Origin of the sequence: Actinosynnema sp. NPDC049800 (assembly GCF_040656635.1) — a bacterium.
GTDB lineage: Bacteria > Actinomycetota > Actinomycetes > Mycobacteriales > Pseudonocardiaceae > Actinosynnema.
This window is the reverse complement of sequence record NZ_JBFAMT010000002.1, coordinates 341,430-367,688: the sequence shown is the minus strand read 5'-3', so window position 1 is coordinate 367,688 and position 26,259 is coordinate 341,430. Positions and strand designations below refer to the sequence as shown.

27 protein-coding genes are annotated in these 26,259 nt (G+C 71.6%); 17 read left to right on the top strand and 10 right to left on the bottom strand.

Annotation, left to right across the window (positions count from 1 at the left end; genetic code table 11):
• Positions 1-3 precede the first annotated feature (3 nt).
• A complete protein-coding gene (locus tag AB0I91_RS04520; RefSeq protein WP_499607897.1) occupies positions 4-867 on the bottom strand; it encodes an SDR family oxidoreductase in 864 nt (287 codons plus the stop codon).
• A 73-nt stretch (positions 868-940) separates the two neighbouring features.
• A complete protein-coding gene (locus AB0I91_RS04515; RefSeq protein ID WP_499635195.1) occupies positions 941-1,873 on the bottom strand; it encodes an aldo/keto reductase in 933 nt (310 codons plus the stop codon).
• A 109-nt stretch (positions 1,874-1,982) separates the two neighbouring features.
• Here AB0I91_RS04515 and AB0I91_RS04510 point away from each other — a divergent pair, with 109 nt between their 5' ends.
• Entirely contained in the window at positions 1,983-2,807 is an 825-nt protein-coding gene (locus tag AB0I91_RS04510; RefSeq protein ID WP_498771752.1) for a TIGR03620 family F420-dependent LLM class oxidoreductase, read from the top strand.
• Here the strand turns inward: AB0I91_RS04510 and AB0I91_RS04505 are convergent.
• Complete coding sequence (locus AB0I91_RS04505; RefSeq protein WP_498771754.1) at positions 2,804-3,091, bottom strand: DUF427 domain-containing protein; 288 nt, start codon at positions 3,089-3,091, stop codon at positions 2,804-2,806. The genes AB0I91_RS04510 and AB0I91_RS04505 overlap by 4 nt on opposite strands.
• Before the next feature lie 94 nt (positions 3,092-3,185).
• Here AB0I91_RS04505 and fbaA point away from each other — a divergent pair, with 94 nt between their 5' ends.
• Complete coding sequence (fbaA, locus tag AB0I91_RS04500) at positions 3,186-4,220, top strand: class II fructose-bisphosphate aldolase (RefSeq protein WP_498771756.1); 1,035 nt, start codon at positions 3,186-3,188, stop codon at positions 4,218-4,220.
• Positions 4,221-4,280: 60 nt separating this feature from the next.
• Here fbaA and AB0I91_RS04495 read toward each other — a convergent pair whose 3' ends face one another.
• Together AB0I91_RS04495 and AB0I91_RS04490 are read right to left on the bottom strand one after the other, a co-directional pair.
• Positions 4,281-5,462: a serine hydrolase domain-containing protein gene (locus AB0I91_RS04495; RefSeq protein WP_499635192.1), complete on the bottom strand. Its 1,182-nt coding sequence runs from the start codon at positions 5,460-5,462 to the stop codon at positions 4,281-4,283.
• Positions 5,463-5,528: 66 nt separating this feature from the next.
• The gene (locus tag AB0I91_RS04490) at positions 5,529-6,644 is read right to left on the bottom strand and encodes a hypothetical protein (protein ID WP_498771980.1); all 1,116 of its coding nucleotides are present in this window, start codon (positions 6,642-6,644) and stop codon (positions 5,529-5,531) included.
• 295 nt (positions 6,645-6,939) lie between these two features.
• Here AB0I91_RS04490 and AB0I91_RS04485 point away from each other — a divergent pair, with 295 nt between their 5' ends.
• Both AB0I91_RS04485 and AB0I91_RS04480 read left to right on the top strand, forming a co-directional pair.
• A complete protein-coding gene (locus AB0I91_RS04485; RefSeq protein WP_230570781.1) occupies positions 6,940-7,347 on the top strand; it encodes a DUF3151 domain-containing protein in 408 nt (135 codons plus the stop codon).
• A 4-nt stretch (positions 7,348-7,351) separates the two neighbouring features.
• Positions 7,352-8,428: an FUSC family protein gene (locus tag AB0I91_RS04480; RefSeq protein ID WP_498771761.1), complete on the top strand. Its 1,077-nt coding sequence runs from the start codon at positions 7,352-7,354 to the stop codon at positions 8,426-8,428.
• Positions 8,429-8,560: 132 nt separating this feature from the next.
• Here AB0I91_RS04480 and AB0I91_RS04475 read toward each other — a convergent pair whose 3' ends face one another.
• The 3 genes from AB0I91_RS04475 to AB0I91_RS04465 form a co-directional block, all read right to left on the bottom strand.
• Positions 8,561-8,809, bottom strand: coding sequence for a hypothetical protein (locus AB0I91_RS04475; protein WP_141980007.1), 249 nt, complete (start codon positions 8,807-8,809; stop codon positions 8,561-8,563).
• A gap of 7 nt (positions 8,810-8,816) precedes the next feature.
• The gene (locus AB0I91_RS04470) at positions 8,817-9,458 is read right to left on the bottom strand and encodes an HNH endonuclease family protein (RefSeq protein WP_498771764.1); all 642 of its coding nucleotides are present in this window, start codon (positions 9,456-9,458) and stop codon (positions 8,817-8,819) included.
• Positions 9,459-9,569: 111 nt separating this feature from the next.
• Positions 9,570-10,244 carry a diacylglycerol kinase family protein gene (locus AB0I91_RS04465; RefSeq protein ID WP_498771982.1) on the bottom strand — a complete coding sequence of 225 codons (675 nt, stop codon included), beginning with the start codon at positions 10,242-10,244 and terminating at the stop codon, positions 9,570-9,572.
• A gap of 88 nt (positions 10,245-10,332) precedes the next feature.
• On the opposite strand from AB0I91_RS04465, the gene AB0I91_RS04460 reads away from it, so the two are divergent.
• From AB0I91_RS04460 to AB0I91_RS04440, 5 genes are all read left to right on the top strand, one after another.
• On the top strand, positions 10,333-11,625 hold the full coding sequence (locus AB0I91_RS04460; RefSeq protein ID WP_498771766.1) for an adenylosuccinate synthase: 1,293 nt from the start codon (positions 10,333-10,335) through the stop codon (positions 11,623-11,625).
• A 156-nt stretch (positions 11,626-11,781) separates the two neighbouring features.
• Positions 11,782-12,606: an ABC transporter permease gene (locus AB0I91_RS04455; RefSeq protein WP_499635188.1), complete on the top strand. Its 825-nt coding sequence runs from the start codon at positions 11,782-11,784 to the stop codon at positions 12,604-12,606.
• Entirely contained in the window at positions 12,591-13,292 is a 702-nt protein-coding gene (locus AB0I91_RS04450; RefSeq protein ID WP_499635185.1) for an ABC transporter ATP-binding protein, read from the top strand. Before AB0I91_RS04455 ends, AB0I91_RS04450 begins: the two co-directional genes overlap by 16 nt.
• Positions 13,276-14,226: an ABC transporter substrate-binding protein gene (locus AB0I91_RS04445; protein ID WP_499635181.1), complete on the top strand. Its 951-nt coding sequence runs from the start codon at positions 13,276-13,278 to the stop codon at positions 14,224-14,226. Before AB0I91_RS04450 ends, AB0I91_RS04445 begins: the two co-directional genes overlap by 17 nt.
• Positions 14,223-15,425: an LLM class flavin-dependent oxidoreductase gene (locus tag AB0I91_RS04440; RefSeq protein ID WP_499635179.1), complete on the top strand. Its 1,203-nt coding sequence runs from the start codon at positions 14,223-14,225 to the stop codon at positions 15,423-15,425. Before AB0I91_RS04445 ends, AB0I91_RS04440 begins: the two co-directional genes overlap by 4 nt.
• 56 nt (positions 15,426-15,481) lie before the next feature.
• Here the strand turns inward: AB0I91_RS04440 and AB0I91_RS04435 are convergent, their stop codons facing one another.
• A complete protein-coding gene (locus AB0I91_RS04435; protein ID WP_498771776.1) occupies positions 15,482-16,588 on the bottom strand; it encodes a glycerophosphodiester phosphodiesterase in 1,107 nt (368 codons plus the stop codon).
• A 125-nt stretch (positions 16,589-16,713) separates the two neighbouring features.
• Entirely contained in the window at positions 16,714-18,267 is a 1,554-nt protein-coding gene (locus tag AB0I91_RS04430; protein ID WP_499635176.1) for a Na+/H+ antiporter, read from the bottom strand.
• A gap of 28 nt (positions 18,268-18,295) precedes the next feature.
• On the opposite strand from AB0I91_RS04430, the gene AB0I91_RS04425 reads away from it, so the two are divergent.
• From AB0I91_RS04425 to AB0I91_RS04390, 8 genes are all read left to right on the top strand, one after another.
• Complete coding sequence (locus tag AB0I91_RS04425) at positions 18,296-18,556, top strand: UBP-type zinc finger domain-containing protein (protein WP_498771780.1); 261 nt, start codon at positions 18,296-18,298, stop codon at positions 18,554-18,556.
• Between the two features lie 119 nt (positions 18,557-18,675).
• Positions 18,676-20,658 carry a TRAP transporter permease gene (locus tag AB0I91_RS04420; protein WP_498771782.1) on the top strand — a complete coding sequence of 661 codons (1,983 nt, stop codon included), beginning with the start codon at positions 18,676-18,678 and terminating at the stop codon, positions 20,656-20,658.
• On the top strand, positions 20,639-21,631 hold the full coding sequence (locus tag AB0I91_RS04415; protein ID WP_498771784.1) for a TAXI family TRAP transporter solute-binding subunit: 993 nt from the start codon (positions 20,639-20,641) through the stop codon (positions 21,629-21,631). The genes AB0I91_RS04420 and AB0I91_RS04415 overlap by 20 nt, the downstream gene beginning before the upstream one ends.
• A gap of 28 nt (positions 21,632-21,659) precedes the next feature.
• On the top strand, positions 21,660-22,916 hold the full coding sequence (gene purD / locus AB0I91_RS04410; protein WP_498771786.1) for a phosphoribosylamine--glycine ligase: 1,257 nt from the start codon (positions 21,660-21,662) through the stop codon (positions 22,914-22,916).
• A 231-nt stretch (positions 22,917-23,147) separates the two neighbouring features.
• Positions 23,148-23,600: a hypothetical protein gene (locus AB0I91_RS04405; protein WP_498771788.1), complete on the top strand. Its 453-nt coding sequence runs from the start codon at positions 23,148-23,150 to the stop codon at positions 23,598-23,600.
• 13 nt (positions 23,601-23,613) lie between these two features.
• Positions 23,614-24,186, top strand: a complete 573-nt coding sequence (locus tag AB0I91_RS04400) for a DUF3558 domain-containing protein (RefSeq protein ID WP_499635173.1) — start codon at positions 23,614-23,616, stop codon at positions 24,184-24,186.
• A 10-nt stretch (positions 24,187-24,196) separates the two neighbouring features.
• The gene (locus tag AB0I91_RS04395) at positions 24,197-25,474 is read left to right on the top strand and encodes a PPE domain-containing protein (protein ID WP_499607922.1); all 1,278 of its coding nucleotides are present in this window, start codon (positions 24,197-24,199) and stop codon (positions 25,472-25,474) included.
• Between the two features lies 1 nt (position 25,475).
• Positions 25,476-26,243, top strand: coding sequence for an ESX secretion-associated protein EspG (locus AB0I91_RS04390; protein WP_499635170.1), 768 nt, complete (start codon positions 25,476-25,478; stop codon positions 26,241-26,243).
• Positions 26,244-26,259 lie beyond the last annotated feature (16 nt).

Genomic DNA, 26,259 nt, shown 5'->3' with positions numbered 1-26,259 from the left:
GAGCTACCCCTTCTTCGCCGCGGCGGCGGCCGTGCCACCCGGTCCGACCAGGCCGGACAGGTCGTTCGCCGCCATCTCGCGGTCGGCGGCGGGCACCGACTTGGCCGCCTGCCGGTCGACCACCTTCGGCGTGAACGCGCGGAAGATCTTCAAGCCGCCGACCCAGCCCGGCACGTGCACGGCCTTCGACCGGCGGGTGATCGCCCGGACCACCGCCCTGCCGACGTCGGAGACCGGGTACTTCTTGCCCGCGAGCCCCGGCATCCCGCTGCGCAGCGGGCCGAAGACGGGGTGCTGGTCGGCGCTGTTGACCATGTCGGTGGAGATCCACGAGAAGTACGCCACGCCGACGTCCACGCCGAGGTGCCGCACCTCTGCGCGCAGGCTGTCCGCGAACGCCTCGCAGCCCGCCTTCGCGGCGGAGTAGGCGCCGTTGCCCGGGATGTGCACGATCGCCGCCAGCGACGACACGACGAGGCAGTAGCCGCGGCTCGCGATGAGGTGCGGCAGGCACGTCCGGACCGTGCGCCACACCCCGAGCAGGTTGACCTCGATGACCCGTTCGAACGCCGCGGGGTCCATCGAACGGATGAAACCGGTGGCGGCGATGCCCGCGTTGGCGACGACCACGTCGATGCCGCCGTAGTGGTCGACCACGCCGTTCACCGCGGTCTCCAGCGCCTCCCAGTCGGTGACGTCCGCCTCCCACGCCCGGCCGCCGCACTGCTCGGCCACCTGCCGCAGCTGGTCGCCCTCCAGCCCGACCAGGGCGAGCTTCGCGCCCTTCGCGGCCAACCGCCGCGCCACCTCCGCGCCGATGCCCCTCGCCGCGCCAGTGATCAGGACAACCTTGCCCGCAACGTCCACGGTGACCTCCTCAGCCCGCTCCAGCCAGGGAGGTCACCGTAACGCAACTTACCGCCAGTAAGCTACTGGAGAGTTAAACGGCGCTGGCCGCGGTCAGCGCCGCCGCCTCGTCCGCCGTCAGCCGCAGCTCCAGGGCCGGGAGCAGGGCGGCGAGCTGGTCGGTGGTGCGCGCCGACGCGATGGGCGCGGCCACCGTCGGCTGCTCCGCCAGCCACGCCAGGGCGACCGCCGCCTGGGTGGTGTCGTGACCGGCCGCCACTTCGTCCAGCGCCGCGAGGATGCGCAGGCCGCGTTCGTCCAGGTACTTCGAGGCGGCGGCGGCCCGCGGGCTGTCCACCGTGACGCCCGGCCGGTACTTGCCGGTCAGGAAGCCCTTCGCCAGGCCCCAGTACGGCGCGGACGCGAGCCCGTGGTCGGCCACCGCGCGGGACAGCTCTCCCTCGTAGGAGCGGTCCACGAGGTTGTACGGCTGCTGGAGCGCGACGAACGGGGCGAAGCCCTCGCGCTCGGACACGGCGAGCGCGGACGTGAGCCGCTCGGCGCTGTAGTTGGACGCGGCGACGTGCCGGACCTTCCCGGCGCGGACCAGCCGGTCGAACGCCGCCAGCGTCTCCTCCTGCGGCGTGTCGAGGTCGTCCTTGTGCGCGTAGTACAGGTCGATGTGGTCCACGCCGAGGCGGCGGAGGGAGTCCTCGGCGGCCCGCTCGATCGTGGCGGCCTTGAGGTCGTCCAACCCCCGGAGCATGCCGACCTTGGTCGCGACCACGATCGAGTCCCGGTTGCCCCGCTCGCGCAGCCACCGGCCGACGATCGTCTCCGACTCGCCGCCGACGTGGCCCTCGGCCCACGCCGAGTACGAGTCGGCGGTGTCCACGAAAGTGCCGCCGGCCTGCGCGAACGCGTCCAGCACGGCGAACGAGGCCTCCTCGTCGGCGGTCCAGCCGAACACGTTGCCACCCAGGCACAGGCGCGACACGTCGAGGTCGCTGGTTCCGAGTTTCGTCATGTCGCGAAGCTAGGCGGACCGGTCCATTCGCGCCGAATGGAGAAGTCAGGACTAAATGGTGCCGCGGCGCGGTTGGCAGTCGTCAGCACCTAGTTCGCGGGGAGACGAAATGACGGTCGAGTTGGGCAGGTACGGCGTGTGGGACCGGGCCGCGCGGTGGGTGGGCCGCGGCGAGGACGCCGCCGAGCTGGAGGAGCTCGGTTTCGGCGCCCTGTGGCTGGGCGGGTCGCCCGACGGCAGCGTCATGACCACGGTCTCCGAGCTCCTGGACGCGACCGAGAAGATCACCGTGGCGACGGCCGTGATGGACGTGTGGACGACGCCGGCCGGCGAGGTCAACGACGGCTACCGGGCGCTCGCGTGGACCGACCGGTTCCTGGTCGGCATCGGCACCGGGAACGGTGAACTCGTGGGTGAGGTGCATCACAGCCCGTACCAGAAGCTGATCCACTACCTCGACGAGCTGGACGTGCCGCGCGACCGCCTGGCGCTGGCCGCGCTCGGTCCGCGCCTGCTCCGGCTCGCCGCCGCCCGGACGAGCGTCGCCCACCCCTACCTGGTGACGCCCGACTACACCGCGAGGGCGCGCGAGACCGTCGGCTCGGGCGCGGTGCTCGCCCCCGAGCAGCACGTCGTGCTGGAGGAGGACCCGGCACGGGCCCGTGACCTGGGGCGGGAGGCGCTGGCCGGCTACCTGGGCAGGCCGCACCACACCCGCAACTGGCTGCGCAACGGCTTCACCGAGGACGACCTGGCCGGCGGCGGCAGCGACCGGCTGGTGGACGCCCTGGTCGCGTGGGGCCCGGTCGAACGGGTGGCGCGGCGCCTGCGCGAGCACCACGACGCGGGAGCCGACCACGTGGCCGTCCAGGTGGTCGGCTCCCCCGACGCCCAGCAGGCGTTGCGCGACGTCGCGGCCGCGCTGGAGGACTAGTTCTCGGAGATCTCCACGCCGTTCCAGAACGCGACGTGGTCCTTGATGTTCGCCGCGGCCTCGCTGGGCTGCGGGTAGTACCACGCGGCGTCGGTGTTGTCCTGGCCGTTGACGTGCAGCGTGTAGTAGCTCGCCTTGCCCTTCCAGTGGCAGACCGACGTGGTGTCCGACGGCCTGAGGTACTCGGTGCGCACCGACTCCAGGGGGAAGTAGTGGTTCCCCTCCACCATCTCGGTCTGGTCACTCTCGGCGATGATCTCGCCGTTCCACCGTGCGATCGCCATGACACCACTATGCCGTTGATCATCTTCGCTCGCCGGCCGGTGCCCGTAGGATGCTGCCGACACCGCGTTCCGGGCACCCGAGGAGGACCCACCGATGCCCATCGCAACCCCCGAGGTCTACGCCGAGATGCTCGACCGCGCGAAGGCGAACGAGTTCGCCTACCCCGCGATCAACGTCACCTCGTCCGAGACCCTCAACGCGGCCCTGCGTGGTTTCGCAGAAGCCGAGAGCGACGGGATCATCCAGGTCTCGACCGGTGGTGCCGAGTTCGCCTCGGGCACCAAGGTCAAGGACATGGTGACCGGCGCGGTTGCGCTGGCGGAGTTCGCGCACGTGGTCGCCGAGAAGTACCCGGTGAACATCGCGCTGCACACCGACCACTGCCCGAAGGACAAGCTCGACGGCTACGTCCGGCCGCTCGTCGCGATCAGCCAGGAGCGGGTGGACCGCGGGCTCAACCCGCTGTTCCAGTCGCACATGTGGGACGGCTCGGCCGTGCCGCTGGACGAGAACCTGAAGATCGCGTCGGAGCTGCTCGACCTCACCGCCAAGGCGAAGATCATCCTCGAGATCGAGGTGGGCGTCGTCGGCGGCGAGGAGGACGGCGTCGCGCACGAGATCAACGAGAAGCTGTACACCTCGCCCGAGGACTACCTGAAGACGGTGGACGCCCTCGGCGCCGGTGAGAAGGGCCGCTACCTGGTCGCGGCGACGTTCGGCAACGTGCACGGCGTGTACAAGCCGGGCAACGTGAAGCTGCGCCCGGAGATCCTCAAGCAGGGTCAGGACGTGGTGGCCGAGAAGCTGGGCCTGCCGGCCGGCTCCAAGCCGTTCGACCTGGTCTTCCACGGCGGCTCCGGCTCGCTGCTGGAGGAGATCCACGAGGCTCTCACGTACGGCGTGATCAAGATGAACATCGACACGGACACGCAGTACGCGTTCACCCGGCCGATCGTGGGCCACATGTTCGGCAACTACGACGGCGTGCTCAAGGTGGACGGGGAGGTCGGCAACAAGAAGGCCTACGACCCGCGGTCCTACCTCAAGGCCGCCGAGCAGGGCATGGCCGCCCGCATCGCCCAGGCGTGCGAGCACCTGAAGTCGTCCGGCCGCATGATCGCCGGCTGAGACGCCCCCGCACGGCGAACGGCCCCCTCCGGTTCCGGAGGGGGCCGTTCCGCGTCCGCGCTACCGGCGGTTCATGCGGCAGACGGCGGCGTCCACCAGTTCCGCCTGGGCGGCGGCCGCGGCCGGTGCGGCCAGGGCGAAGGTGGTCGTCATCAGCACGGTGACCGTGCGGGCGCCGGTGACGTCGGTGTAGTTGTGGCTGCGGTAGCCCGGGAAGCCGCCGGAGTGGCCCCAGACCGTCCCGCAGGACGTCCTGACCTCCATGACGCCGAGGCCGTAGCCGTTGGCGCTCGCACCGCCCTGGGGCACCGCGTCGCGCATCTCGGCGAGCAGGTGCCGCGGGACGAGCCGGCCGGACATGAGCGCCGTGAGGAACCGGTGCCAGTCCGCGGCGGTGGACAGCAGGCCGCCGGCGGCCCACGCCGGGCCGAGGTCGATCCCGGTCACGTCGACGTGCTCGTGGCGCCGGGGGCCGGCGAAGCCGTCGCCGACGGGCTGCCCGGGCGGGAGCAGCGGGCCGAGGTGCTCGGCGTCGGGCTCGTACCCGTGGGCGTGCCGGCCGCGGAACCCGGTCCCGTCGGCGAAGTAGGTGTCCCTCATGCCGAGGGGTTCGAGGATCCGCCGCTGCACCAGTTCGGTGTACGGCCGGCCGGTCACGGCCTCCAGCACGAGGCCGATCAGCGTGTAGTTGGTGTTGCTGTAGTCCCACCGCTCGCCGGGCGCGAACAGCGGCGGGTGCGAGAGGGCCACGGCGAGCAGTTCGTCAGGCGTCCACGCGTGCGGCCGCTGCCCGGTGAGCAGGCCGTGCAGGCGCGGGTCGTCGAGGTAGTCGAACAGGCCGCTGGTCTGGTTGAGCAGCATCCTCAGCGTGATCGCCGAGCCGTTCGGCACCACGCCCGGCAGCCGGCGCTCGACGGGGTCGTCCAGGCTCAGCCGCTGCTCGGCGACGAGTTGCAGGACCAGGGTCGCGGACACCGTCTTGGTGTTGGACGCCATCTTGAACTCGTCGCCGGGGCGCAGCCGGTGGTCCGACAGCGTCCAGCGGGCCTGCCGGACGACCTCCACCGGCCGGCCGCGCCCGTCGTCCACCCGGACGACGACACCGGGGACGCCCGCCGCCAGGGCCTGGTCGACCGCGCTCGCCAGCCGGTTCGGCGCGTCCGCGGTCGCGAGGCCCGCGGTGGTCGCGGTCAGGGACAGGACCAGCGTGCCGGCGATCGTCGCGCGGAGAAGTCGGCGCATAAAAGTTCCCCCCAAGGGTTCGGGTGCCACCCGACTGATCCTCGAGGGGAACGGGGTCGATCGGAATCAGGCGGCCACCAGGGGCCGTCGGGGGGTTTCCCCCACCTTGACCCGGTCGGCGACCAGCCAGAGCGCGGCCAGCACGACGAACGTCACCGCCGCGGACGGGTAGAGGATCGGCGGCGCGGCGTCCAGCGCCTGCAGCACCCAGATCCCGCCGTAGCCCAGGCCCGTGACGGCCGCCGAGCCGAGCACCGCGGCCAGCGGGGCGGGCAGCCTGCCCAGGTGCGCGGCGTCCACGGCCAGGCCGATGAGCAGCAGGAACACCGGCACGGTCGACAGCGGGAAGTCGGCGACGCCGAGCAGCGGCCAGATCAGCAGGCGGTAGGCGACGTAGCCGCCCGCCACCGCGGTCGCCGCCCACGGCACGCCGATCGTGCGCCGGGCGATCACCAGCACGAGCGCCGCCGCGACCAGGCCCCACACCGGGTAGACCCAGTCGGGGATGGGCAGCGAGAACTGGACGATCGACTCGCGGTCGACGGGCCGGCCGATCTGGTCGGCGGCGAACTGGAGCAGGCTCGGCTCGGCGTACGGGTCGCCGCGGTCCCAGGAGGCGATCTCCAGCACGCCGTACTCCTGGTGCTGGTTGGGGAACCACATGTTCTCCAAGAACAGCAGCCACAGCCCGGTCAGGCCGAGCACCCGCCACCGGCCGCCCTCCGGGTAGAGCTTGATCCACCCGCGGATCGCGCCCGCCATCATGATCGCGGTGCCCAGGTACAGCAGGGCGTGCGAGCCGCTCCACGACGTGATGTCGAGGCCGTTGATCCGGTGGTTGATCAGGTCGATGGGCAGCGCGACCAGGAAGACGCCGGTGCCCCACTGCATCAGCCGCAGCGCGGTCTTGTCCGCGCCGTAGCCGGTGTAGGTGTGGAACAGCGTCAGCCCGACCACGATCACCGTGCCCAGGGTGTTGATCAGGTGCGGTGGCGCCAGTTCGTCGCGCAGCCACTTGAAGTGCCAGGCCACGTCCCACGAGGAGCCGATCAGCTTGAGCAGCAGACCGACGAGCCAGAGCTTGTAGAGCGAGGCGACGAGCGCCGGTGGCGTCGCGCGCCCCGGCTCGCCGCGCTCCCAGTACTGGTCGCGGAAACGCGCGACGCGATTGGTTACCCCCATGTTCACCCGCCCATGATGCGTCCCGACCGGAGAGGCTGGAAGGGTGCCCCGCCCTGGAATTTCCCGGAACATCCCCTAGGGGACGTCGATGACCAGCGCATTCCGGGCAGGACTCATGCTAACAGGTGACCTTCGTTGCTCCGAATGGCCTCAACGGGGAAAGGTGCCGCCCTGAGAGTTCACTGAGAACCGAGGAGCGCTTTCATGGGCAAGAAGGTCGTCGCCGGCGTCATCGTCACCGCGTTGGTGCTGGCACTGGTCGCTGCGGTGGCCCGGGTATTCCTAAGCTGACGGCATGGAGAACCTGCTCGGTCCCGAACCCACGTTGCTGCCGGACCGCCCGGAGGCGCAGGCCGCCGCCGAGGCGGGCACCGACCCGGCCAAGATCGTCCGCGCCTACCCCGACTTCAGCGAGGCGTGGGCGCTGCTCGCCGAGCGGGCGCTGCAGACCGGCGACCCGGTCGCCGGCTACGCGTTCGCGCGCACCGGCTACCACCGCGGCCTGGACCAGCTGCGCCGCTCGGGATGGAAGGGCCACGGCCCGGTGCCGTGGTCGCACCGCGGCAACCAGGGCTTCCTGCGCGCGCTGGCGGCGCTGGCGCGGGCCGCCGACGAGATCGGGGAGACCGAGGAGTACGAGCGCTGCCGGAAGTTCCTCGGCGACAGCGACCCGGCGGCGCCCGCCGCGCTCGGCCTGAGCTGAGCACGTGGGGGCCGTGCGCGACGAGGTGGCGCGCAGGCTGAAGCGGTGGCGGAGCACGGCCTTGCCGATCGGCCAGGCCGCGCTCGCCGCCGGCCTGTCCTGGCTGGTGGCCACCGAGGTGGTCGGCCACGCGCACCCGTTCTTCGCGCCGATCGCCGCGGTCGTCTGCCTCGGCGTGTCGCTGGGGCAGCGGCTCCGGCGCGTCGTGGAGCTGGTCGTCGGCGTGTCCGTCGGCGTGGGTGTCGGCGACGTGCTGATCTCGCTGATCGGGTCCGGGCCGTGGCAGATCGCGCTGGTCGTGGCGCTGGCGATGTCCACGGCGGTGCTGCTGGACGGTGGCGCGGTGATCGCGCTGCAGTCCGGCTCGTCGGCGGTGCTGGTCGCGACCCTGCTGCCGCCCAGCGCGGGCGGCGGCCTGGACCGGATGGTGGACGCGCTGGTCGGCGGCCTGGTGGGGCTGGCCGTGACGGCGCTGCTGCCGGCGAACCCGCTGACCGTGGCGCACCGGCAGGCGAAGGTGGTCTTCGGCGAGCTGACCGAGGCGTTGCGCGGCGTGGCGACGGCGGTGGCCGAGTCCGACGCCGTGCAGGCGGCGGGGGTGCTGGCGCGGTTGCGCGGCAGCCAGGAGGCGGTGGACGAGTTCGCGTCGGCGTTGAAGACCGGCGGCGAGATCGCGACCATCGCGCCGATCCGCTGGCGCAGGCGGCACGAGCTCGGCCGCTACGGCACGGCCGCCACGCCGGTGGACTACGCGCTGCGCAACACCAGGGTGCTGGCCCGGCGGGCGTTGGCCGCGCTGCGGGACGGCGAGCGGATGCCGGACGTGCTGCCCGACGTGCTGCGGCGGTACGCGGACGCGGTGGACGTGCTGCGCGCCGAGCTGGAGCGCGGCGAGGAGCCGAAGAAGGCGCGTGCGGCGATCTGCGAGGCGGCCGCGTGCGCCACGACCCGGCACCTGGGCGGCGAGGGGTTCTCCACGAAGGTGGTGCTGGCCCAGGTCCGGTCGGTGGCCGTGGACCTCTTGCAGGCCACCGGGTTGTCCAGGGCGGACGCCGCCGGTTCGCTGCCGCCGCTGCGGTGACCTGGCCGCTGCTCCGCGGACGGCGGCGAAGTCGCCTGGAAGTCGGTCGTTCGCGCCCTGATGTCCCGACGGCCGAAAGCGTGATCGCCGGGAAATCAGGACACGAACGACCGACGCGACTTCACGGGCGGGTCAGCCCTCGGGGCGGTTCAGCACGCCGAGCAGGACGGCGTGCACCGCCTCGTGGTCCTTCTCGTCGGCCAGGCGGCACGAGGCGCCGGTGACGGCGTACCACTCCTCCGCGCCCTCGTAGCGCACCAGCGCGCGCAGCTCGCCGTTGTCCAGCGTGGTCCGCAGCTCCAAGTCCCCGGTCACCACGCCGACTTCGTCGGTCATGACGCCGCCGGGGCCGGCCACGAACGCGGAAGACAGGTCAGCCATCTCCTCGTCAGCACCTCCCGAGCATGCTTTGCAGTGCAGACTTCTCCGCCGAGTTCACGCTCAAACCCCACTTGTACTTCGAGCGCGTCCACATCTTCGCGTAGGTGCACCAGTACGAGGTCAGCGGCGGCTTCCAGAGCGCCGGGTCCTGGTCGCCCTTGGCCTGGTTGACGTTGTCGGTGACGGCGATGAGCTGCGGGTTGGTCAGGTCGTTGGCGAACGACTGCCGCCGCGACGTGGTCCACGACGACGCGCCGGAGCGCCACGCCTCGGCCAGCGGCACGACGTGGTCGATGTCCACGTCGGACGCCGCGGTCCACGTCGCGCCGTCGTACGGGCTGTACCAGCGGCCGGACGTGGCCGCGCAGCTGGAGTCGGTGACCACGTTCGTGCCGTCGCGCTTGAGCACCGTCTCGCGGGTGTTGCAGGCGCCCGACACGGTGCTCCAGTGCGGGAACAGGTCCCGCGAGTAGCCGCTGGTCGAGCCTTCGGTGGCCACCCTGAGCGCGGCCAGCTCCGACAGGGCGGTGCTGGTGCTCGGGATGTTCGGCGGCGTCGCCTGGGCGGGACTGACCAGGCCGACTGCCAGCGCACCAGCCAGGAGCAGGGAATAGATCGAGAATCGCGCGGTTTTGTTGACCGTTGACATAATTCCGACCTTCCTAGTTGGAAGCTGTCGGAATTACCTTGGGTCAATTCTCCTTCCGTTACAACGCTTTCGAGTGACGCCTGAATGGCGGGCTAGAAAATTCCTCCGTCACTACAACCCGCGGACCAGTCGCAGCTCTTCCGTGTGGCGGTACCAGGTCCACTTGCTCATCGGCCGCGGGTGCGCGACGCCGTCCGAGTTCACCTGCACCGGCAGGCAGCCGAGCTGGAACGCGCGCGCCGACGTGCTGGTCACCTTCCGCCCGAACAGCCGCTTGTGGATGACGCGGACCACCAGCCCGAGGCCGCCCTCCGGGTCCGGGGTCACCTCCAGCCGGGAAGCCTGGCCGCGGAGCACCACGGTGTCGTCCCCGTAGCCGACCCCGCGCACCGGGCCGAGCGAGCCGAGGCCGACGAGCACGCCGCCGACGTCGTCGCGGACCAGCGGTACCGGGTCGGGGTCGCCGGACAGGGCGAGGTCGAGCGCGCGGCCCGGGTCGGTCGGCAGGCCCCAGAGCTTGGCCACCTCGGAACCCGGGTCCGCGGGCACGTACCCGATCGGCACGTCGGCGAGCCGTTCGGTGCGCAGCAGTCGCAGCACGACGGCGTTGAGGTCGCCGTCCGTGCCGTGCACGACGAGACGTTTGTCACCCGAATCGGCGAGAACCGCGTCCACCTCGGCCTTTCCGGGCCGTTCCGCCACGTGGCGGACCTCGAAACGGTCACCGTCCGTGATCATTGGCAACTGCGAGTTTCCGCAGGCCAGCACGATTCCGCGCACCTTCATCTCCTGGTCTACCCTCAACAGCCGTCCACTGACGGCTCGGCCGTCGCAGGCATTCGGCTCTTACCCGTCCAACCGCTTGGAGTTTCACATGCCGGCCGTCGTGCTGATCGGTGCCCAGTGGGGCGATGAGGGCAAGGGCAAGGCAACCGACCTGCTCGGTGACCGGGTGCAGTGGGTGGTCCGGTACCAGGGCGGCAACAACGCCGGGCACACCGTGGTGCTGCCCGACGGTCAGAAGTTCGCCCTGCACCTGATCCCCTCCGGCATCCTCACCCCTGGCGTGACCAGCGTCATCGGCAACGGCGTCGTGGTCGACCCCGGCGTGCTCCTCGAGGAGCTGGCCGGCCTGGACGAGCAGGGCGTCGACACCAGCAAGCTGCTCATCTCCGCGGACGCGCACTTGATCATGCCCTACCACGTGGCGATCGATAAGGTCACCGAGCGGTACCTGGGCAAGGCCAAGATCGGCACCACCGGCCGCGGCATCGGCCCGTGCTACCAGGACAAGATCGCCCGCGTCGGCGTGCGCGCGCAGGACCTGCTGGACGAGAAGATCCTCCGGCAGAAGGTCGAGGCCGCGCTGGACTTCAAGAACCAGGTGCTGGTCAAGGTCTACAACCGCAAGGCGCTCGACCCCGAGCAGGTGGTGGACAGCGTGCTGGAGCACGGCACCAAGTTCACCTCCCGGATCGCCGACACCCGCCTGCTGCTCAACCAGGCGCTGGAGCGCGGCGAGACGGTGCTGCTGGAGGGCTCGCAGGGCACCCTGCTCGACGTCGACCACGGCACCTACCCGTTCGTGACGTCGTCGAACCCGACCTCGGGCGGCGCGAGCGCCGGTTCGGGCATCGGGCCGACGCGGATCACCACGGTGATCGGCATCCTCAAGGCGTACACGACGCGGGTGGGCTCGGGTCCGTTCCCGACCGAGCTGAACGACGAGATGGGCGAGCACCTGCGCAAGACCGGCGGCGAGTTCGGCGTGACGACCGGGCGGTCGCGGCGCACGGGCTGGTTCGACGCGGTGATCGCGCGGTACGCGGCGCGGGTCAACGGCATCACCGACTACTTCCTGACCAAGCTGGACGTGCTGTCCGGCCTGGAGAAGGTGCCGGTCTGCGTCGGCTACACGATCGACGGCGAGCGGATCGACGAGATGCCGATGACGCAGACCGACGTGCACCACGCCGTGCCGGTGTACGAGGAGCTGCCGGGCTGGTTCGAGGACATCAGCCACTGCCGCACGTTCGAGGAGCTGCCCGCGAACGCCCGCGCGTACGTCGAGCACCTGGAGGAGATCTCCGGCGCCCGCATGTCCGCGATCGGCGTCGGCCCGGGTCGCGACCAGACCATCGTGCGCCACGACATGCTGGGCGGCTGACGCCCCGTTCGGACAACAGTGCCTCCGGGACCGACGCAATCGGTCCCGGAGGCATTTTCACAATTCGGGAGACGTTGACTCTCCTCGGTCGGATATCGAAACTCTGACTCGCTGATCAGCGCGTCCGATGTTCCCGTTGTCCGCTGGGAGAAATCCGTGTCGGTTTCCACCGCGGGTGTCGTCGTGCGTCCGGAATCCACTGCCCCGGCCCGCGCACCCGCTCCACAACGACGCAAGTGGCCCGATTTGACCCGGTGGCTGAGCCCGCTCGGGCTGGTCCTGCTGTGGCAGGCCGCGAGCAGCTCGGGCGTGTTGCCGCCGGACAAGCTAGCGTCACCGCTGACCGTGTTCCGGTCCGCCTACGAGCTCGTCCTGGACGGGCAGCTGGTGGACGCGTTCCTGGTGTCGTCGAGCCGGGTCGCGGTGGGGTTCGCCCTGGGCGCGGTCGTCGGCGGCGCCCTCGGCCTGGCCTCCGGCCTGTCCCGCTGGGGCGAACGGCTGCTCGACCCGCCGGTGCAGATGCTGCGCACGCTGCCGCACCTCGGCCTGGTCCCGTTGTTCATCCTGTGGTTCGGCATCGGCGAGGAGCCGAAGCTGGCGCTGGTCGCGGCCGGTGTGGCGTTCCCGCTGTACCTGAACCTGCACGCGGGCATCCGGCAGACCGACCCGGCGCTGCTGGACGCCGCGCGCGTGCTCGGCTACTCGCGGTTCGAACGGGTCGCGCACGTCGTGCTGCCGTCGGCGGTGCCGCAGACGTTGGTGGGCCTGCGGATCGCGCTCGGCACGGCGTGGCTGTCGCTGATCGTCGGCGAGCAGGTCAACGCGGACGCGGGCATCGGCTACCTGATCAACAACGCGCGCGAGTTCCTGCGCACCGACGTCGTCGTGGTGGGCCTGCTGGTCTACGCGCTGCTCGGGCTGACCACGGACGCCCTGGTGCGCGCGTTGGAGCGGAGGGTGCTGCGGTGGCGGGCGCGGTGAGGGTCCGGGGGCTGGTCAAGGACTTCGGGCCGCGCCGGGTGTTGGCCGGGCTCGACCTGGACGTCGCGGACGGCGAGTTCGTGGCGCTGCTGGGGCGCAGCGGGTGCGGCAAGTCGACGTTGCTGCGGGTCCTGGCGGGGCTCGACCGTGACGTCGAGGGGACGTTCGCGGTTCCTGAGCGCGTCTCGGTCGCCTTCCAGCAGCCCCGGCTGCTGCCGTGGCGGCGGGTGTGGCGCAACGTCTCGCTGGGGCTGCGCGGTGTGGATGGCCGGGTCGTGGCGGAGCGTGCGTTGGCCGAGGTGCGGCTGGCCGATCACGCCGACGCGTGGCCGTCGACGTTGTCCGGCGGCGAGGCGCAGCGCGTGTCGTTGGCGCGGGCGTTGGTGCGCGAGCCGGAGCTGCTGTTGCTGGACGAGCCGTTCGGCGCGCTGGACGCGTTGACCCGGCTCGCCATGCACCACCTGGTGGCGCGGCTGTGGCGGGAGCACCGGCCCGCCGTGCTGTTCGTGACCCACGACGTGGACGAGGCCCTGTTGCTGGCCGACCGCGTCGTGGTGCTGGCCGACGGTCGGATCGTGGCCGAGCACCACGTCGACCTGCCGCGACCGCGGCGCCGCGCGTCCTTCGCCGACCTGCGGTCGCAAGTGCTGTCGAACCTGGGAGTGGACGATGTCGAAGCTGCTTAGCGCGCTGGTGGTCGCGGTGCTGGCGCTGTCGGGCTGCGGCACGGCGTCGTCGGCGGACGGGCCGGTGGTGCTCAAGGTCGGCGACCAGAAGGGCGGTTCGAAGGCGCTGCTGACGGCCGCCGGCCTGCTGGAGGACTTCCCTTACCCGATCGAGTGGTCCACGTTCACGTCCGGTCCGCCGTTGCTGGAGGCGGCGTCGGCGGGCGCGATCGACGTCGGCGGCGTCGGGAACACGCCGCCGATCTTCGCGGCGGCGGCGAACGCGCGGATCGCCGCGGTGTACTCGGCGAAGGGCAGCGTGGAGGGCGACGCGCTCTTGGTGCCGTCCGACTCGGCGGTGCGGACGGTGCAGGACCTCAAGGGGCGCGGCATCGCGGTCGCCAAGGGCAGTTCGGCGCACGGGCAGGTGTTGCTGACGCTCGCCGCGGCCGGGTTGTCGACCAAGCACGTCACGCTCAACTTCCTGCAGCCGTCGGACGCGTACTCGGCGTTCACGCAGAAGCGGGTGGACGCGTGGGCGGTGTGGGACCCCTACACGGCGCAGGCCGAGCTGGAGGCGGGCGCGCGGGTGCTGACCGACGGGCGCGGCAAGTCGAACGGCTACACGTTCCAGGTGGCCGGGCGGGCGGCGTTGGGGTCGCCGGGCAAGGGCGAGGCGATCAAGGAGTTCGTGAAGCGGATCAGCCGGGCGCAGCGGTGGGCCGACGCGCACCGCGAGGAGTGGGCGCGGGTGTGGGCCGCGGAGACCGGGCTGAAGCCCGAGGTGGCGCGGGCGGCCGTGGAGCGCGGCGGCGACCTGCCGGTGCCGCTGGACGACGCGGTGATCGCGTCCGAGCAGGAGCTGGCCGACGCGTTCACGGCGGACGGCGCGTTGCCGGGCGCGGTGCGGTTCCGGGACTTCGTGGACACCCGTTTCCAGGGGGAGCTGTCGTGAGCGTCGTGCTGCACTGGTTCCTGCCCACGTCCGGTGACGGCCGGACCGTCGTGGAGCGCTTCCACGCCAACCGGTCGCTGGGCGCGGCGGCGTTGCGCGAGCCGGACGTCGACTACCTGGCGCAGGTCGCGGCGGCGGCCGAGCACAACGGGTTCAGCGGCGTGCTGACGCCGACCGGCACGTGGTGCGAGGACGCGTGGCTGACCACGGCGGCGCTGCTCGCGCGGACGTCGACGCTGAAGTTCCTGGTGGCGTTCCGGCCCGGGGTGATCTCGCCGACGCTGGCCGCGCAGATGGCGTCGACGTACCAGCGGATCTCGCGCGGGCGGCTGCTGCTGAACGTGGTGACCGGCGGGGACGAGGTGGAGCAGCGCCGGTTCGGCGACTGGCTCGACCACGACCAGCGGTACGCGCGGACCGACGAGTTCCTGCACGTGCTGCGGGCGGTGTGGTCGGGGCGGCCGGTCGACTTCGCGGGCTCGCACTACCGGGTGTCGGGCGCGACGGTGATGGCCGCGCCGGACCCCGTGCCGCCGATCTACTTCGGCGGGTCGTCGGACGCGGCGCTGCCGGTCGCGGCGCGGCGGGCCGACGTGTACCTGACGTGGGGCGAGCCGCCGGCGCAGGTGGCGGAGAAGATCGGCCGGGTGCGCGCGCTGGCGGGTGACCGGCCGATCCGGTTCGGCGTGCGGCTGCACACGATCAGCCGCGACACGTCCGCCGAGGCGTGGCGCGAGGCGGAGAAGCTGTTGGCGGCGCTGGACCCCGGGCAGGTGGCCAGGGCGCAGGAGCAGCTGCGCGCGTCGCAGTCGGTGGGGCAGCAGCGGATGGTGGCGCTGCACGGTGGGGACCTGGGCCGGGGTGTGCGCGGCCTGGAGGTCCACCCCGGGCTGTGGGCGGGCGTCGGGCTGGTGCGCGGCGGCGCGGGCACGGCGCTGGTGGGCAGCCACGAGGAGGTCGCGGACCTGATCGAGGAGTACCACGGCCTCGGCGTGGAGGAGTTCGTGCTCTCCGGCTACCCGCACCTGGAGGAGGCCTACTGGTTCGGCGAAGGCGTCCGTCCGATTCTCGCCCGGCGCGGCCTGCTCGCCGAGCCCCCGGTCGACGACGGCCGGGAATTGTCGGACCCCGTCGGTAGAATCGCAGCAAGGGTTCCCCTTGGCGGGGACCCTCGCGAAGCCGTTCACGGCGGGGCCTGATCGTCGGGGGACGCCCGTGCTCGCGCGAGTGCGGGCGTCCCCCGGTGTCGTGAGGGTTATCGGCTGTTGCGGGCTTCCACGGCGGTGTCGGGGTTGTCGGCGAACACGCCGTCCAGGCCCGTCGCGTAGAACTTCGCGTACTCGCCGAACGCGTCGCCGTACGCGGCCGGGTCTGTGGACCTGCGGAAGTCCGCCGGCAGGAACGTGTTCTCGTTGCGGAACGTCCAGGCGTGCACGATCAGGCCACGCGTGTGCGCGTCACGCACCAAGGTGGTCGGCTCGCGCAGGAAACCCGCCGCGTCACGCGGGATGATCCGGTCCTTCGCCGCGCCGATGCCGTTGGCGTAGGTGCGGATCTCGCGCAGCCCCTCCGGCGTCACGAGGTCGCTGTAGGTGCGCTTGTCACCGGCCTTGACGAAGTCGTACGGCGCACCCGACCCGTTGATCAGCTGCACCAGCGGCACCCGCAGCTTCCCCTTGAGCTGCTTGAGGTTGGCCACCTCGAACGACTGCACGTACACCTTCGCGCCGTGCCGGTTCAGGCCCGCCTTCGTCAGCACGTCGACCAGGCGCGGCTCCAGCGGCAGGCCGATGTCCTGGAAGTACGTCGGGTGCTTGGTCTCCGGGTAGATCCCGATGTCGCGCCCGAGCTCGCGGGTCAGCCGGCGGGACAGGTCGATGACCTCCTCCAGCGTCGGCACCTCGAACCGGCCGTCGTAGAGGGTGTTGCGCGGCCGGACCTCCGGGATGCGCTCCTTGGCCCGCAACGTCTTCAGCTCGGCGAGCGTGAAGTCCTCGGTGAACCAGCCGGTGATCGACGTGCCGTCGATGACCTTGGTCGCCTTGCGCCCGGCGAACTCCGGGCGCGCCGAGACGTCCGTGGTGCCGCCGATCTCGTTCTCGTGCCGGGCGACCAGCTTGCCGTCCTTGGTCACCACCAGGTCGGGCTCGATGTAGTCGGCGCCCATCCGCGCGGCCAGCTCGTACGCGGCCAGCGTGTGCTCGGGCCGGTAGCCCGACGCGCCGCGGTGGCCGATCACCAGCGGGCCCTTGCGGGACGACGCCACCTCCGCGTCACCGCTCGCCGACGCCGAGGGCAGCACCACCGCCCCCGTCACCGCGAGCGCCGCGAGCGCCACCCCGACGATCCTCGTCCGCACCATCGCCGACCTCCTCGACTTCACTCCTGACGCGCGGCAGCCTCGTCGCGCACCGCGACGTCCCGGACACGCTAAGGCGAAGCACAGGCCACGTCACGGTGAACGCGTAGTGGGTGGTTCGGGGTTCGTCACTCCCTGGATATGGCCGCTTCCTCCAGGTCGAGTTCGCGGAGCACCCGGAACAGCACCTCGTCGTCGATCTGCCCGTCGTCGCGCGCCTGGATGAACACCTGCCGCTCGGCCTCCAGCATCGTGCGCCGCAGCCGCCGGTACGACGCGGCCGGGCTCTCGTCCTCCTGCCTGCCCAGCCGCTCCCACGCCGCGTTGCCGCGGTGCTCGGCCATGAGCCGCAGCCGGTCGACGACCTCCTCCGACGTGCCGTCGTCGCCGCCGATCACCTCGTCCAGCTTGCGCACGGCGGCCTGCGCGGCGGCGTGCTGCACCTGCGCCTCGGCCAACGCGTCGGTCCGCTCCTCGTCGCCGCGGAACCCGAGCTTGCGGATCACGAGCGGCAGCGTCAGGCCTTGGACGAGCAGCGTGCCCACGGTGACCACGAACGCGCAGAACACGATCACCTCGCGTCCGGGCAGGTCGAGCGGCAACGCGCTCGCCGCGGCCAGCGACACCACGCCGCGCATCCCGGCCCACGACAGCACCGTCACGCCGCGCCACCCCGGCGCGGGCTCGCGCTCCCGGACCCGCTTCGACAGCAGCCGCGGCAGGTACGCGGCCGGGTACATCCACACGAACCGCACCAGGATCGTCGCCGCCAGCACGGCCGCCGCCGCCCACACCAGGCCGGCGGTGATGTCCACCTCCCGCACCACGCTGTTGAGCTGCAAGCCGATCAACGCGAACACGAACGACTCCAGCAGCACGTCCACCGACCGCCACACCGCCGTGTCCTGCAAGCGCGTGTAGTACGAGCTGCGCGGCGCGTTGTGCCCGATGTAGAGCCCGGCGATGACGACCGCGAGCACACCGGAGGCGTGCAGCTCCTCGGCGAAGATGTACGCGCCGAACGGCACCAGCATGCCGAGCGCGCTCTCCAGCACGCCGTCGTCGAGGCGGTCGCGGATCCACCGCACGCACCAGCCGATCGCCAACCCGACGAGCACGCCGCCACCCGCGCTGATCACGAACGTGCGGGTGCCGTCCACCCAGGTCGCGGCGGCGCCGGCGGCCGCCGCGACGGCCACCTTGTACGCCGTCAGCGCGGTCGCGTCGTTGATCAGGCTCTCGCCGGTGAGCAGCGTCATCGTCCGGCGCGGCAGGTTGAGCCGCCGGCCGACCGCGACCGCGGCGACCGCGTCCGGCGGCGCCACCACCGCGCCCAGCACCAGCGCCGCGGGCAGCGACAGCCCGGGCAGGACCAGGTGCGCGACCCAGCCGACGGCCATCGTGGTGGCCAGCACCAGGCCCACCGCGAGCAGGCCGATAGGCCTCAGGTTCGCCCGGATGTTGTGGTAGGAGCTGTCCAGCGCGGCCGAGTACAGCAGCGGCGGCAGCACCAGGACCAGGATCAGCTCCGGCTCCAGGGCGAACTCCGGCAGGCCCGGGATGAACGACACCGCCAGCCCGACGCCCACCAGCACCAGCGGGGCCGACCAGTTGAGGCGTTTCGCCGCCGCCGTGACGAGCAGCGCGCCGACGAGCAACAGGAGCAGTTCCGGACCGTGCATGGCGCAATCTTGCGTGATGATGACCGGTATGACCTGTCCTCACGTCCCGGATCTCCCGGACTCCGTCACCCCGGACAACCCCGAGGGCTGCGCCGACTGCCTGGCCGCCGGTGAGCACAACTGGGCCCACCTGCGGATCTGCCTGTCCTGCGGGCACGTCGCGTGCTGCGACTCCAGCCCGCGCCGGCACGCGACCGCGCACTTCCACGCCTCGGAACACCCCGTGATGCGGTCGTTCGAGCCGGACGAGGACTGGCGGTGGTGCTACGTCGACGCCCGGATCGTGTGATCGGGCCGTCCCCGGCGCAGCGGTCTTTACAGTCCCTTTAGACGGTCGCTCTATGGCTGTGACCGGCGACACAAGTAGCTTCGTGAGCGCTTCATCCAGCGCGACACGAAGGGGTGCGCGTGCCGACCAAGCCGCAGGTCGAAGTAGACGAACTGCTCGCCGAGTACGACGAGGAGCGCCCGTCGCGCGCCTTGTCCCGGCGTTGGGAGCTGGGCGTGTGGGTGGCGGGTCTCGCCATCGCGCTGCTCGTGCTCAAGCAGGTGTTCTGGCCGTTCAGCAAGGGCGGCCAGTACTACCTGGTGATCTTCCTGGCGGTCACGCTGCCGCTGGTCTTCCTCTGCTACCGGCCGCGCGGCAGGCGCGGCGAGGCCGACGACCCCGGTGTCGTGGACTGGGTGGCGGCGGTGTGCGCGTTCGTGGTGGGCGCGTACCCCCTGTTCGGCGGGTTCGACGCGTTCCTCGACCGCCAGGGGCAGCTGACCGCGCTCGACGTCGTCGCCGGGTCCCTGCTGCTGGTGCTGATCCTGGAGGCGTGCCGGCGGACCACCGGCTGGGTGCTGCCGATCGTCTGCGTCGGGTTCATCGCGTTCGCCTACTACGGCGGGTTCCTGCCACCGTCCTGGGCGATCTCGCACGCCGGCGTGGACTTCTCGCAGATCATCAACGGCTTCTACAACGACGCGACGGGGTTCTACGGGACGCCGCTGGACGTCGCCGCCACGTACATCGTGCTGTTCACGATCTACGGGTCGGTGCTGAACGCGTCCGGCGCCGGCACGTTCTTCGTCGACATCAGCTTCTCCGCGTTCCGCAAGTCGCGCACCGCGCCGGGCCGCACCGCCGCCACCGCCGGGTTCCTGCTCGGCACCGTGTCCGGGTCGGGCACCGCGACGACCGTGTCGCTGGGCGCGGTGACCTGGCCGATGCTGAAGAAGGCCGGCTACCCGAAGGAGAACGCGGGCGGGCTGCTGGCCGCGTCCGGCATCGGGGCGATCCTGTCCCCGCCGACGCTCGGCGCGGCGGCGTTCATCATCGCCGAGTACCTGGAGACGTCCTACCTGCAGGTGCTGATCTGGGCGATCCTGCCGACCCTGCTGTACTACCTGGGCATCGCGCTGGCCGTGGAGATCGACGCGCGCAAGTTCGGCGCGAAGCCGGTGGAGATCGACTCGCCGAGCCCGTGGGCGCTGCTCAAGCAGGGCGGGTACCACTTCCTGTCGCTCGCGGTGATCGTGGTGTTCCTCGCCCTGGACATCCCGGTGTTCTCCGCCGTCGTCTACGCGACCGGTGTCGCGGCGCTGTTCGCGCTGGTGGCCAAGCGCGGTGACGTGCGGGCGTGGCTGCGGGCGATGGCGGACTCGCTGTCGCTCGGCGTGCGGTCGGCGTTGCCGGTGATCGCGGTGTGCGCGGCGGCGGGCGTGATCACGTCGACGATCACCAAGACCGGGCTCGGCCAGGAGCTGGCGGCGGCGCTGGTCGACGTGGCCGGCGCGATCTCGTCGAACCCGACCGCGGTGCTGTTCGTCACGGTGGTGCTGGCGGCGGTCGCGGTGAGCCTGCTCGGCCTGGCCGTGCCGGTGACGGCGTCGTTCATCATCTCGTGGGTCGTCATCGGGCCCGCGCTGATCGAGCTGGGCGTGGCGCGCGAGGAAGCGGCCATGTTCATCTTCTACTACGCGGTGCTGTCCGAGGTGACGCCGCCGACGGCCCTCGCCGCCGTGGCCGCCGCCGCGATCACCGGCGGCGACGTGATGAAGACGATGTGGCGGACGTGGAAGTACACGCTGCCCGCGTTCCTGGTGCCGCTGGCGTTCGTGCTGACCGACAACGGCGCCGGGCTGCTGCTGCGCACGTCGTTCCTCGACGGCGTGTGGGTGTTCGCCGTCTCCGCGCTGGGCGTGGCCGCGCTGGCCGTGCTCACCGGCGGCTGGATGTTCGGTCGCGCGCGGTGGCCCGAACGCGTGCTGTGCGCGCCCGCCGCCGTCGCCCTGCTCTACCTGCAACCCCTCACCATCGCCGTCGGCCTGGGATTCCTGCTGGTCGCGGTCGCGGTGCACGTCGTCCTACGGAGGAAGGAACAGCATGCGCAGCTGGACGCTTAAGGTCGCGGTGGCCGTGCTCTCGGTCGGCGTGGTCGCCGCCGGGTGCGGCGGCAAGCAGACCCCGGCCGCATCGAGCGGCGACCCGGGCGGAGCCGCCTGCGAGGCGGCGGACGGGCGGATCACCATCGCGACCGGCAACTCCGGCGGCGTGTACTACGTCGTCGGCGGCGGGCTGGCGAAGCTGATCAGCGACAACACCAAGCTCAAGGCCACCGCCGCGGAGACCGGCGCGTCGGTGCAGAACATCCAGCAGCTCGTCGCGGGCGACTACGACGTGGCGTTCTCGCTGGCCGACACGGCGGCGGACGCGGTCGCGGGCAAGGGCGCGTTCGACGGCAAGCCGCAGCAGGTGCAGGCGCTGACCAGGCTGTACCCGAACTACACGCAGGTGCTGGTCAGGACCGACTCCGGGATCGACTCCGTGGCCGACATGCGCGGCAAGCGGATCTCGACCGGGTCGCCCAAGTCGGGCACCGAGGTGATCGCGCAGCGGCTGCTGACGGCGGCCGGGCTGAACCCGGAGACCGACGTGCAGGCGCAGCGGCTCGACCTGGCCAAGACCGCGGACGGGATGAAGGACGGCAGCATCGACGGCCTCGTCTGGTCCGGCGGCCTGCCGACCGCGCAGATCACCGACATCACCACGTCGCTGAAGGACAAGGTCAAGTTCCTCGACATCACGCCGCAGCTCGACGCGTTGAAGAAGATCAACGAGGTGTACGACCGGGGCGTCATCCCGGCCGCGACCTACGGGCAGCCGGCGGACGTGCCGACGGTGGCCGTGCCCAACGTGCTGCTCGTGCGCACGGACTTCCCCGAGGGCGACGCGTGCGCCGTGACCAAGCTCATCTACGAGAAGAAGTCGGACCTGGAGGCCGTGCACCCGGCGGCGAAGGACATCCGCAAGGAGAAGGCCGGCATGACCGATCCGGTGCCGCTGCACCCCGGCTCGCTGGACGCACTGGGCGAATGACCGGGAGGGTCATCTAGGCTTCCGCACCGTGCGTGTCCTGGTCATCGGGTCTGGCGCCCGTGAACATGCCCTTGTCCTCGCTTTGTCGCGGGATCCTTCGGTGATCGCTTTGGCCTGTGCGCCCGGCAACGCCGGCATCGCCGGTGTCGCCGAGACCTACGGGGTCGACGTCACCGACGGGGGCGCGGTCGCGGCCCTGGCCAAGGAGTGGAACGCCGACCTGGTCGTGGTCGGGCCGGAGCAGCCCCTGGTGGCGGGTGCGGCGGACGCCGTGCGCGCCATCGGGATCCCCTGCTTCGGCCCGTCGGCCGCGGCGGCCCGGATCGAGGGCTCCAAGGCGTTCGCGAAGGACGTCATGGCCGCCGCGGGCGTGCCGACCGCCACCTCGGAGATCGTCGACAACCCGGCCCGGCTCGACTCGGCGCTGACCCGCTTCGGCCCGACGTGGGTCGTGAAGGACGACGGCCTGGCCGCGGGCAAGGGCGTGGTCGTCACCGCGGACCGAGCCGTGGCCCGCGCGCACGCCATGACGCTGCTCGACCACGGCCACCCGGTGCTGCTGGAGTCGTTCCTCGACGGGCCGGAGGTCTCGCTGTTCTGCCTGGTGGACGGCGCCACCGTGGTGCCGCTGCTGCCCGCGCAGGACTTCAAGCGCGTCGGCGACGGCGACTCGGGCCCCAACACCGGCGGCATGGGCGCGTACTCGCCCCTGCCCTGGGCCGCGCCCGACCTCGTGGACACGATCGTGTCAACCTGCGTCCAGCCGGTCGTGGACGAGCTGGCGCGCCGCGACACCCCGTTCACCGGCCTGCTGTACGCGGGCCTGGCCCTGACCTCCACCGGCCCGCAGGTGATCGAGTTCAACTGCCGGTTCGGCGACCCGGAGACGCAGGCCGTCCTGGCGCTGCTGCGCACCCCGCCGGCGGCCCTGTTCCACGCCGCCGCCACCGGCACCCTCGCGTCCGTGCCGCCGTTGGAGTGGGCCGAGGGCCACGCCGTGACCGTCGTGATCGCCGCCGAGGGCTACCCCGGCCGGCCGCGCACGGGTGACGTGATCAGCGGGTCCGAGGCGGAGGGCGTCCTGCACGCGGGCACCCGCCGCCGCGAGGACGGCGCCGTCGTCTCGATCGGCGGCCGAGTCCTGTCGGTGGTCGGCACGGGCAAGACCCTGGCCGACGCCCGCGCCGACGCCTACCGCCGGCTGGAGGGCGTCCACCTGACCGGCTCCCACCACCGCACGGACATCGCGCTGCGTGCGGCGAACGACGAGATCACCACCCCCTAGGCCCGCTCGCACCACGTCCGCGCCCTCCTGGTCCCGCGGCCGTGACCACCGGCACGCCGACCACGACTTGGTCGGCGTGCCGTCTGTGTCTTCGGCGACAGTTCACCCGCCCGCCGACCCGGCGGAACCGGCGCGGGCGTTTCTTCGTCCAACCTCAGACCTGGCTCACGTGGTCGTTGGTAGCCTCGAACCGGGTTCAATCCGTTACCGACCGTACGGGGGTAGGACGTCGTGGAACAGGAGACCGGCCTACTAGGAGCCGTCGCCGCCGCGGGGGGAGCCGTCGGCAAGGCGGTCGGCGACATGTTCATGGCGCAGAAGCTGCTCAACGACACGATGGCCGCCAGTCCGGTGTCGGGTCAGAAGTTCGAAGTCAGCCGGGACACCGTGCTGCAGGCCGGCAAGATCATCGACGACCAGGCGGACCGGTTGAACAAGGCCTGGCAGAGGGCCGCCAAGGACCTCAGGGTCGAACTCGGGGACGGTGCCGACCCGGTGAACGCCGGGGTGGCCGAGGCGTGGAACAGCAGGCTGGTCGAAGCCGACGACTCCTACGGCGAGCGCATCCGGCAGTACATCGACAGTCTCGACAACCTGGTCAAGCAGCTGCGCTCGGTGGCCGAGCAGTACGGGTTCACCGAGGAAGAAGTCACCACGGCGTTCGGGGCGAAGAGTGTCCACTAGCGTTCTTCGCGTCGTGATCGTGGCCGCGACCCTGGGACTGGTGGCCGTGGGCTGCACGAATCGCGAGCCCGGCGATGCCACTCCCGTCGGCGAGACGACGGCCACGTCCACCGCGACGTCGGCGACCCCCGACAAGCCGCGCCCGCGCGAGGTGAAGCTCGACGGGATCGACCCGTGCAAGGTCCTCACCACCGCGCAGATGAAAGAGCTCACGGTGGTCGAAGCCGAGCGGAACGACGGCGACATCGTGAAGGCAGGCGATGAGCCGGTCTGCGCGTACGACAACAACGACTCGCCTCGCGTCACCTATGAGGTCGGCTTGGTGACGAGCAAGGGCATCGAGTACTGGCGCGGCAGCGGCAACGTCGCGGTGAAGCAGGTGGAGGTGGGCGGTTACTCCGCCGTGCAGCTCACCTTCAAGGGCACGTCGACCGTGGATTGCGCCGTCTCCGTCGATGTCGCCGACGGTCAGCAGCTGTACGTGGACTTCTCGTCCATCGGGCAGACGCCTTCCCAGGAGCAGATGTGCGACAACGCGAAGAAGGCGGCCGAGCTGGCGCTCGTCACCTTGCCGACATTGGCGTGAGGGGAGAGTCATGAGCGGGCATCGAGACATTCCGGATTTCCGGTTCCAGGGCTATGACAACCAGGCGCTGGCCACCCTCGTCCAGCAGTTCCAGTCGGGTGACGCCGCGCAGAAGTTCAGCGACGCGTCGCACGCGCTGCGCGAGTTGTCCGCCAGCCTGACCGACGTGGACCAGACCCTGCGCACGGAGCTGAAGAAGCTCGGCATCGACTGGCAGGGCGCCGCCGGCGAGCAGGCGAACCAGAAGACGACCGTCATGGCCGACTACGCGGCCGAGGCGGACGACGCGGCGCAGCAGAACTCGCAGGCCACCGCGGTGCAGGGCGCCACGTACAGCCACACCCGCAACGGGATGCCCGAGCCGCAGAAGTTGCGCGGTGACACGGAGACGAACGTCGGGGACGAGTTCCTCGGGTTCTTCGGGCACGAGACGGATCACGCGAAAGAGGTCAAGGAGACCCAGGCGGCGCGCGAGCAGGCGATCCGCGGGCTCGACCAGTACACCGACGCCAGTCGGGACGCGTTGAACCAGTACCAGGGCATGAACAAGCCGCCGCAGTTCGACGTGACGGCGGCGTCCAGCGTCGGCACGCCGGTCGCGTCGGTCGGGCAGCTCGGTGGGACTGCGCCCGCGATTCCCGGTGGCGTGCCGGGCGGTGTCCCCGGTGGTGTGCCGGGCGGCTTGCCCGGCGGCACGGTCGGTGTGCCGCCGCAGGTGCCCGGGATGCCCGGCGGCTCGACGGGGTTGTTGCCGAGCCAGCCCGGTGGCCAGACGGTGCTGCCGCCGGCCGCCTTCGGCGGGAAGCCGGGTGGTGGGTCCAACTTCGGGTTGGGGCTCGGGCTCGGGTTGGCCGGTGGGATCGGGCTCGGGCTGGCGGCGACGCAGGCTCGCGGTTCGCGGCTCGTGCGCAACACCGCGCCGGCGATGCCCGGCGGCGCGAAGGCGCCGGAAGGTCCCGCCGGCGGCAAGGGCACCGGTGGTGGTTCGGGCGGCAAGGGCGGTGTGCCCGGGATGCCCGCCACGTTGACCGGGAAGTCCGGCATCTCCGCGACGATCGGCGCCATCGACCCCGACGAGCGCGTGCCCGGTCGTGGCGCGGCCGGCGGTGTCGCGGGCAAGGCCGGTGCGGGTTCCTCGATGTTGCAGCCGGCGGCCAGCGCCAAGGGCGGTCCGGGCGAGGAGGACGGGGAGCACGTCCGCAAGTACGGCGTCGACTCCGACGACGTGTTCGGCGACGAGCGGATGGTCGTGCAGTCGGTCATCGGCGACGAGACCGAGAAGAAGTGAAGTGAGCGGCACGGTTGTCCTGTCCACGTTGGAGTTCGACGTCGCGTGGGAGGGTGAGCGACTTGCCCGGCGCAACGTCGCGCTGGACGTGCCGAGCCCGGGCATCACGCACAGCGAGCGCGCCGTGTTCGTCGAGCAGGCCTGGGGCTCGCTCGGCGAGCGCGGGCTGGCGGCCAACCGGCGGCTGACGCCCGAGCTGGCCGACGCGTTCGCGCTGCTGGCCAACCCGCAGGTGTCGATCGACCTGTGGATCTGGGTCGACCGCCGCAAGATCAAGGGTCTTGCGGCGGCGGCCGGTGACGAGGGCATCCTCGCCGTGGTCGACGGCGACGAGGTGTGGCTGATCGAGGCACGGGGCAGCGCGCTGGCCGAGGCGGCGGTGTCCGTCGCGGGCGACATGCCCGCCGGGCACGGGCGGTCGATCAGCCTGCCGAACGACGTGCTGCGCGCGGCGGCCGACGAGGCCGGGCTGGACGCGGAGAAGCTGATGCTGGCGTTGGAGCGGCACGGGTTGCCGCTGCACGAGGCTCAGGAGCTGGCCGCCATGTGCGACGGGATGAGCACCCGCGGCCAGTTCGGCGTCGAGCGCGCCCGGCCCGGCGGCCCGCCCGTGCGCGCGGGTCGCGTGGTCGCCTGGCACGACACGCCGTCCGGCCGCTACCTGCACCAGGTGCGGCCCAGTTCGGACGGTCGCAACTGGAGCACGATCACCCCGATCGACAACGCCCGGCTCGCCGGGTGCGTGTGGGAGCTGGTGCAGGAGGTCTGAGTTCCCGGCGCCAAAA

Excerpts from the sequence above, each read along its gene's own strand:
- AB0I91_RS04425 (WP_498771780.1), top strand. The coding sequence starts at position 18,296 with ATGACCTGTCCTCACGTCCCGGATCTCCCGGACTCCGTCACCCCGGAC.
- AB0I91_RS04465 (WP_498771982.1), bottom strand. The coding sequence starts at position 10,244 with ATGAAGGTGCGCGGAATCGTGCTGGCCTGCGGAAACTCGCAGTTGCCA.
- AB0I91_RS04485 (WP_230570781.1), top strand. The coding sequence starts at position 6,940 with ATGGAGAACCTGCTCGGTCCCGAACCCACGTTGCTGCCGGACCGCCCG.
- AB0I91_RS04415 (WP_498771784.1), top strand. The coding sequence starts at position 20,639 with ATGCGCAGCTGGACGCTTAAGGTCGCGGTGGCCGTGCTCTCGGTCGGC.
- AB0I91_RS04445 (WP_499635181.1), top strand. The coding sequence starts at position 13,276 with ATGTCGAAGCTGCTTAGCGCGCTGGTGGTCGCGGTGCTGGCGCTGTCG.
- fbaA (WP_498771756.1), top strand. The coding sequence starts at position 3,186 with ATGCCCATCGCAACCCCCGAGGTCTACGCCGAGATGCTCGACCGCGCG.
- AB0I91_RS04510 (WP_498771752.1), top strand. The coding sequence starts at position 1,983 with ATGACGGTCGAGTTGGGCAGGTACGGCGTGTGGGACCGGGCCGCGCGG.
- AB0I91_RS04470 (WP_498771764.1), bottom strand. The coding sequence starts at position 9,458 with ATGTCAACGGTCAACAAAACCGCGCGATTCTCGATCTATTCCCTGCTC.
- AB0I91_RS04435 (WP_498771776.1), bottom strand. The coding sequence starts at position 16,588 with ATGGTGCGGACGAGGATCGTCGGGGTGGCGCTCGCGGCGCTCGCGGTG.
- AB0I91_RS04495 (WP_499635192.1), bottom strand. The coding sequence starts at position 5,462 with ATGCGCCGACTTCTCCGCGCGACGATCGCCGGCACGCTGGTCCTGTCC.
- AB0I91_RS04505 (WP_498771754.1), bottom strand. The coding sequence starts at position 3,091 with ATGGCGATCGCACGGTGGAACGGCGAGATCATCGCCGAGAGTGACCAG.
- AB0I91_RS04395 (WP_499607922.1), top strand. The coding sequence starts at position 24,197 with ATGAGCGGGCATCGAGACATTCCGGATTTCCGGTTCCAGGGCTATGAC.
- AB0I91_RS04490 (WP_498771980.1), bottom strand. The coding sequence starts at position 6,644 with ATGGGGGTAACCAATCGCGTCGCGCGTTTCCGCGACCAGTACTGGGAG.
- AB0I91_RS04460 (WP_498771766.1), top strand. The coding sequence starts at position 10,333 with ATGCCGGCCGTCGTGCTGATCGGTGCCCAGTGGGGCGATGAGGGCAAG.
- AB0I91_RS04475 (WP_141980007.1), bottom strand. The coding sequence starts at position 8,809 with ATGGCTGACCTGTCTTCCGCGTTCGTGGCCGGCCCCGGCGGCGTCATG.
- AB0I91_RS04430 (WP_499635176.1), bottom strand. The coding sequence starts at position 18,267 with ATGCACGGTCCGGAACTGCTCCTGTTGCTCGTCGGCGCGCTGCTCGTC.
- AB0I91_RS04515 (WP_499635195.1), bottom strand. The coding sequence starts at position 1,873 with ATGACGAAACTCGGAACCAGCGACCTCGACGTGTCGCGCCTGTGCCTG.